Source organism: Algoriphagus sp. PAP.12 (assembly GCF_026652115.1).
Lineage (GTDB): Bacteria > Bacteroidota > Bacteroidia > Cytophagales > Cyclobacteriaceae > Algoriphagus.
This window is the reverse complement of record NZ_JAPPSQ010000041.1, coordinates 1-6,797: the sequence shown is the minus strand read 5'-3', so window position 1 is coordinate 6,797 and position 6,797 is coordinate 1. Positions and strand designations below refer to the sequence as shown.

Sequence of the window (6,797 nt, the reverse complement as noted above, 5' to 3'; positions counted from 1 at the left end):
TTCCCAATGATCCACTTTATGTCTTTCCAATTCCTGATGTAGAAATCCAGCGGAGCGGGATTGCTCAGAATAATAGGAAGTAATCTGAGAGTTAAGAGGTGGATCTAAGGAATTCGTATTCCGCCTAAAATCCAAAATGGGTATAAAAAAAGGGGAATCCTTAATGGCTTCTTTGGCCTATTGTTTATCCTCCTCTTATTCTTTTCGAGTCTCTATTGAAAGCAATTTTTTGGGGTATTGATCAGGCCAATTTCTATACCCTGCTTTCTCTTTGTTAAGTTGAATTTTCAAACCTTTAAATTAATTAAGTTTTAATCTTTACCGATTTAATCAATAGTTGCATGATCCGAACCTTCAAATGAATACCAAGTTCTAAGCTTGTTGATTGTTCCTCATTTTACTAAGACCCATATAATTATGGCAGAACAATCAGGTGTAATTACACTCGATGGAAAAGTCGGGATACTTTCTTTTTATTAAGGCAAAGACGCCTTTTTAGCTCGCGAAAAAAGGAGGGGGGAGCAAAAATAGAGATATGAATGATTCAAGGATTGCCAAGACCGGAAGCAGGGCGAGGTCCAAGGGACTATTTTCTCCCAAATTATAGTGACTATTTCTCCTCCAGAGGAGGAATATCTCAATAGTCTGAGGCTAGTATATTTCAAGAGCGAAGCGACTTTTTCTCTCCATCTGAAGGATGGCTTATCTCACGACCGTAGAGAGTTTTATCTCACCACTATGGCGCTATATCTTTTCATTTAAAAATATGAGTCTAATCACAGAAATAAAGGAGTTGACATTAGACCACATACCGCCTTTCTTCCTAATCTTGAAAAAAGTTTAGGTTGATTTTGGCTGCAATTGGAAATACTATTATCTCAGCATCCTGCTTTGTTCCTGAAGTAGTCCAGGCTTGTGCTGGTCGTGCGATAACGGCTGAGATCATCTTTGTAACCATTTGGTAATTAACTGTGGTTGAAGAAAGATTGGAAGAGAAACTGATTTCCTCCTCTGTTCAAAAGATAATTTCTGACTTTAAACCCAGGTAGAATCTCTGCCGAGGTTTTATTCTTTTATCCTAAGCTAGGTCTACAACATATCCTATGCCTTTCTGTTTACAGGTCGGTCTTTCCAAACCACAAGAGAATCATTTTTTTTGACTGAAAGTCCGTTTAAATGGAATTCTAATCTTCTTCTAGTACTTCAAATACCAGTCAAAATACTTTTCCAAGATATTTTCCTTTTCAGCCCTGATAAAATTCAAGAAAGCAGTGCTTACCGGAGATAGCTTCTTGCCTTTTAGCCAAACAAGTCTCCACTCAGTTTGGATCGGTAAGCCTTCGGTAGGAAGAATATGAATTTGCTTATTCATCAATTCATTTCGCATACCGATCAATGGCATGACCGAAAGTCCCAATCCTGCCAATACTGCCTGCTTTACAGCTTCATTTGAAGTTAGTTCCATCCGCTTTCTCTGTTTGCCCTCATGGGTTTCAAAATACTCTTCCATTGCAATTCTAGTGGCTGAACCTTCTTCTCTGTAAATCAGTTGTTTATCTTCATTTCTGATGGGGCCACTTCCCATGAAATACAACTTGTTTTCCAATAAAATTTCTTCCTCAATATTCAGATTTTCAGGTACTACGGATACCAGTGCAAAATCAATTTCATTTTTTTTAAGACTTTCTATCACCTTGGTTTTGTTGGTGACATCCAATATCAAATCTATCCCTTCATGAAGGGCCATAAAGTCACTTAGAAAATAGGGAATTACATACTTGCCAGTAGATGCAGATGAAATGCTCAATTTTCCTGTCAATATCCCCTGAAAGGCATGGGTTTGATAATTGATATTTTCCAATTCTTGGATTACACGCTCTGCTATTATTGCGATTTCTTTTCCGAAATCAGTCACATATAGCTGACGGCCAACTACTTCTGTTAATGGGATTTCAAATTGATCCTGAAAATTTTTGAGCTGAATGGAAACAGCCGGTTGAGTCATGAAAAGCTCTTCTGATGCTTTAGTTATACTCTGATTTTGAACCACCTTCAGAAATACTTTGAGTTGATGAATTGTGTAATTCATAAAAATTATTTATGTATTCCATATTAAATATAAATAAAAATTTATGAATCGATTTGATAAAATTTGCAGCGAACCAAAAAACAAACGATGGAAACACTATCAGTACTCAATTCCGAAGAACAAACAATCCAATCCAGTTATGACCTGGTAAAAGGGGTATTTACCCATGAGGAGGCCGCTGAGATTGTGGAAGATCTTTTCCTCAAAAAAATCAATTTCAACAAGCAAAAAAACTTCAGGCGATTCATTCAAATGGGACTAGAGTCAACTGAAATAAAAGAAAGGATTCACGAATTAAAAAAGGCCTACAAACAGGCTGAAAAACAAATCCAAAAAGCAAAGGAAGAAGGGAAGCAACTGTGCATTAGTTCTAGCATCATTATCAATATCCAATAATCAAAAGGTCAACATGGAGGAGAAAATAATTTCGATGATCACCTTACTATCCCCAGTACTATTTGCATTAATCGCCATAGGTTCCCGATTCCAATCGGGAGGAAAAATTCCCCAAATCATTCAATCCATCAGGATTGCAAGTTTTGTGAGTATAATTATCGCCCTTTCAGCTAGTCTTTGGGTTTATTATTTTGGTGCTTTTGAATCACCATTGATTGGGATTAAAGAAATCGGTTTTAGCATCCGGTTGGATGCTCTCAGTCTTTTGATGCTGAGCATGATTTCCATCTTGGGAGCTGTAATTATCAATTTTAGCTTTAATTACTTAGATGGAGATCCCCGGCAAGGAATATTTCTGGGAAGATTGGCTGCGACCTTAGCATCAGTCCAACTTCTAGTTATTTCAGGAAATATTGGTGTCTTGTTTATCTCTTGGGTTATGACAAGTATGACACTTCACCGGCTGTTACTTTTCTACCCTGAGCGGGTAAGAGCCCAGGTAGCAGCAAAAAAGAAATTTGTTTTGGCCCGATTAGGAGATGTCTCACTTTTTCTCGCCTTTTCATTCATATATCTAGAATTTGGTACAGGAAACTTGGGAGAAATCTTCTCAACGATCCAGAATGCTGAGTCAATAGCAGGTAATTCTGCAAGCCTAGAATTATCAGCGCTCTTTTTGGCTATAGCGGCGATCTTGAAATCAGCTCTGTTCCCAACACATGGATGGTTAGTCGAGGTAATGGAAACGCCAACTCCAGTATCAGCCTTATTACATGCCGGTCTATTGAATGCAGGTCCGTTCTTAATCATTCGAATGTCATTTCTTATGGAGGCAAGCAGTATCGCTCCCCTTGTTTTAATGATTATGGGAGGTTTTACAGCTCTTTTTGCTTCCATAGTTTATCTGACCCAACCTTCAGTAAAAACTGCATTGGGGTATTCAAGTATTGGTCATATGGGTTTTAGTCTTATGGTATGTGGCCTGGGGGTTTATTCGGCTGCAATGCTCCATTTAGTGGCACATTCTTTTTATAAAGCCCACTCTTTTCTATCCTCAGGGAGTGCCATTGAAGCTCTTCAGGGTCAAAAAATGATCAGAATTCCGAAAAAGGTCAGCCTAAATTCCATGATTATATCTTTCCTACTTTCAAGTTTTACATTCTTGGGAATTGGGCTTGTATGGGGAGTTGAATTTGAAAATGAATTAGGACTAGTAGTCTTAAGTGGCATCATAGTTTTAGGCCTGGCTAAGTTATTCAATTCGGCAATTTCCATGAATTGGAACCCCGATCTTTTCTTGAAAGCTTTCCTGATTTCTTTCACGGTTTCAATGGCCTTTTTTGGCCTAGAGCGAGGATTCCACTTTCTCCTTCAAAACCAAATCCCTGCGTTAACAAATCCTAGTGCAGGGAAATTAATGATCGGGACGGTTCTTCTTCTGCTATTTGGAATTAGCATCATTATTCAGATGCTTTCTTCAAATATTCATTTCAGCTCATATTATCGGGCTTGGGGAGTTCATTTTAAAAATGGGTTATATGCCAATATCTGGTTTGATCGACTGCTTGATTCCTTGTCAATAATCCAAGAATCGAGTCTGGAAACCCTTCCTGAACAAGAAGCCGAAAAAGTCAAATCAGAAAAGGAAAGTAGGCTCCAAGAGCAATGGGCTTAAAAATACCTTCATTAATCAATCCAACTCAAAAATCAAATTTATGACGATTAAGACTCAGGAGGTAAAGCCTCTACCTTTAAGTAAGATGCTGGAAGAAGTTTGTGAAAAAATCGCTCCAGTGTGGTCTCTGGATAATTTTGTAGCCGTTAATCCATATTTGGGACTTACTGACCAAAAGTTTGAGTCAGTGGCACAAAAGCTTTCCAAGCTGGGAGGTGTACAAATGACCTTGCCAATTTCCTTTTACCGAGAAAAACTCAAAGAAGGCTTTATTTCCAAGAAAGACATCCATTCAGCTTTTCTGAAACAATCAGCCAATCAGAGTGATTTCGATACATTTCTCCAAGAAATAGAAAATTCTCATTCTGAAAATAAAATAGAAAAAGGTTTGCCACTTTTGGTGGATGTGGCCAGAAATGTTTCTGATAAAGATTGGCCTCGATTTTATAAAGATAGAATCACGAGTTGGGCCTCAAGTTATTTTGATACTGGGCAGGCAACTTGGAATACTTCTAAGGCAGATACTGGGATTTTTCAGGCATGGAAGAAAGAAGCTGAGTGCGATTTTAGTCCTGAAATAGCAGGACTAAAAGAGTTTAGAAAAAAAGTAAAAGCTCTCCCCAACGATTACCTATGGGCAATTGAGTACGCTAGTGAGCAATTAGGAATTTCGGAGGATGTTATGCCTCAATATTTACATAGACTTCTCCTCAATATGGGAGGATGGTCTGCCTTTGCTGCACGATTGGATTGGGAAGAAAAAATTCATTCCAAAAAGGGTAAGGCTTTAGAAGAATTGGTAGCTGTGCTGATTTCTTGGGAAGCTTGCTTACTTCAATGTATGGATGGACCTGAGCTTCGAGTAATGTGGTCTTTGGCACAGGATCAATACCTGGATTTTATCCAAGAGAGGGAAAGCAATAAAGACCTTCTGAAAAAGTTGATTCTGCAGGAAGCCTTTGAGCAGGCTACTCAACGAGAACTGATCAATAAAATCAATAATACAGGAGAAAAGGAATCTTATTCTAATAAAAGACCCGATGCACAAGCTGTCTTTTGCATAGATGTTCGCTCAGAAATTTTCCGTAGAAATCTGGAGCATATCAACCCCTCAATAGAGACAATAGGCTTTGCTGGTTTTTTTGGATTTCCAATCAATTTTGTTCCGCTGGGTCATGAGAAAAGGGAAGCACAATGCCCGGCATTGATTCCGGCTGGACCGACAGTTTTTGAGGATTTGCCAGACAAATTTCAAAATAAAACAGCGGTGGAAAATCGGATTCATACCAATGAGCTTAATCAACTTTGGAAAAGTTTTAAATCCGGAGCTGTCAGTTGTTTCAGCTTTGTGAGCCCTTTGGGACTTTCTTACCTGCCTAAATTGCTGACAGATTCTTTGGGCTGGACCCGCCCTGTTCCTCACCCAGATTCTATTGGGTTGAGTAAGAAAGAACAATTGGAAAAAAGGATTAATCTAAATGAAAACTCTCCAAACCTGAGTGAAATTATTCCTTTGGATCAAAAGATTCAAATGGCAAAAAATGCACTGAGAGCCATGACATTGGATGAGCGTTTTTCAAGATTGGTCCTAATAGTAGGACATGGTTCATCGACGGTCAATAACCCACATGCGAGTGGACTAGACTGTGGTGCATGTGGAGGTCATTCTGGAGAGGCGAATGCTAAAGTGGCTGCTCTTGTTCTCAATGATACTGAAGTTCGGATAGGCTTGAAAAAGGAGCAGATATTTATACCTGAGGACATGGTCTTTCTTGCCTGTCTCCATGACACAACAACTGATAAATTGAGGATTTTCAGGGAAGATGAAATTCCTTCAAGTCATATTCCAGAATATAAGAGGCTGAAAGAAAGCCTTGGGCAAGCAGAAAGGGCAGCCAGAGCCGAAAGGGCCATTCGAATGAACATTAATGGAAATGTAGATGAATCAATTCTAAAGAGAAGTAAAGACTGGTCTCAAGTTAGACCCGAATGGGGCTTGGCAGGATGTACATCATTTATAATAGCTCCGCGATTCCACACCAAGAATATCAATTTGGGAGGTAAATCCTTCCTGCATTCCTACAACCCTGAAAAGGACAAGGAATTCAAAATACTAGAACAAATTATGACTGCCCCAATGGTGGTGACAAGCTGGATCAATTTGCAGTATTTTGCTTCTACAGTGGATAACAGTGTCTATGGATCAGGAAACAAAACCTTGCACAACGTCACAGCGGGAATCGGAGTGTTGGAGGGATATTCAGGGGACTTGAGAGTAGGTTTACCCTTGCAATCTGTCCATGATGGGCAAAAAAATCAGCATGATCCCAGTAAACTCCATGTAGTGATTCAGGCACCAATTGAAGCGATCAATTCGATTTTGAAAAAGCATGAATCGATAAGGAATCTTAGCGACAATGGTTGGGTGCATTTATTGACAATGAATTCGCAAGGAAAGGTGTCTTATCGATATCTAGGAGATTTTGAATGGGAGTTAGTTTAAGTTGATTAATTTAATATGTGTATCCTCATCAATGCACGTATGGGTGAACTGACGCAATAATCAATCGTTCGAATAATTTATCTCCGAAGTACCTGCGATTCAGTTTGTAAACGAATTCATTCAGGTAGTTCTGC

Annotated in this window: 5 protein-coding genes and 1 pseudogene; 3 read left to right on the top strand and 3 right to left on the bottom strand. The window is 38.9% G+C overall.

Annotated features, from left to right (window positions below; genetic code table 11):
- Positions 1–823 precede the first annotated feature (823 nt).
- Positions 824–946, bottom strand: a complete 123-nt coding sequence (locus tag O0V13_RS21130; protein WP_268037006.1) for a hypothetical protein — start codon at positions 944–946, stop codon at positions 824–826.
- 249 nt (positions 947–1,195) lie between these two features.
- Positions 1,196–2,089, bottom strand: coding sequence for a LysR substrate-binding domain-containing protein (locus O0V13_RS21125; RefSeq protein WP_268037005.1), 894 nt, complete (start codon positions 2,087–2,089; stop codon positions 1,196–1,198).
- A gap of 87 nt (positions 2,090–2,176) precedes the next feature.
- On the opposite strand from O0V13_RS21125, the gene O0V13_RS21120 reads away from it, so the two are divergent.
- The 3 genes from O0V13_RS21120 to O0V13_RS21110 are packed head-to-tail and all read left to right on the top strand — an operon-like array spanning position 2,177 to position 6,663.
- On the top strand, positions 2,177–2,485 hold the full coding sequence (locus O0V13_RS21120; protein ID WP_268037004.1) for a hypothetical protein: 309 nt from the start codon (positions 2,177–2,179) through the stop codon (positions 2,483–2,485).
- A gap of 13 nt (positions 2,486–2,498) precedes the next feature.
- Positions 2,499–4,160: a proton-conducting transporter transmembrane domain-containing protein gene (locus O0V13_RS21115; RefSeq protein ID WP_268037003.1), complete on the top strand. Its 1,662-nt coding sequence runs from the start codon at positions 2,499–2,501 to the stop codon at positions 4,158–4,160.
- A 40-nt stretch (positions 4,161–4,200) separates the two neighbouring features.
- Positions 4,201–6,663, top strand: a complete 2,463-nt coding sequence (locus O0V13_RS21110) for a YbcC family protein (RefSeq protein WP_268037002.1) — start codon at positions 4,201–4,203, stop codon at positions 6,661–6,663.
- Positions 6,664–6,691: 28 nt separating this feature from the next.
- Here the strand turns inward: O0V13_RS21110 and O0V13_RS21105 are convergent.
- Positions 6,692–6,797 (bottom strand): annotated as a pseudogene (locus O0V13_RS21105) (IS1595 family transposase); the annotation flags it as partial.

What these genes read in the sequence shown, in the direction of transcription:
- O0V13_RS21125 (WP_268037005.1), bottom strand. Translation starts at nt 2,089, where the DNA reads ATGAATTACACAATTCATCAACTCAAAGTATTTCTGAAGGTGGTTCAA.
- O0V13_RS21130 (WP_268037006.1), bottom strand. Translation starts at nt 946, where the DNA reads ATGATCTCAGCCGTTATCGCACGACCAGCACAAGCCTGGACTACTTCA.
- O0V13_RS21110 (WP_268037002.1), top strand. Translation starts at nt 4,201, where the DNA reads ATGACGATTAAGACTCAGGAGGTAAAGCCTCTACCTTTAAGTAAGATG.
- O0V13_RS21115 (WP_268037003.1), top strand. Translation starts at nt 2,499, where the DNA reads ATGGAGGAGAAAATAATTTCGATGATCACCTTACTATCCCCAGTACTA.
- O0V13_RS21120 (WP_268037004.1), top strand. Translation starts at nt 2,177, where the DNA reads ATGGAAACACTATCAGTACTCAATTCCGAAGAACAAACAATCCAATCC.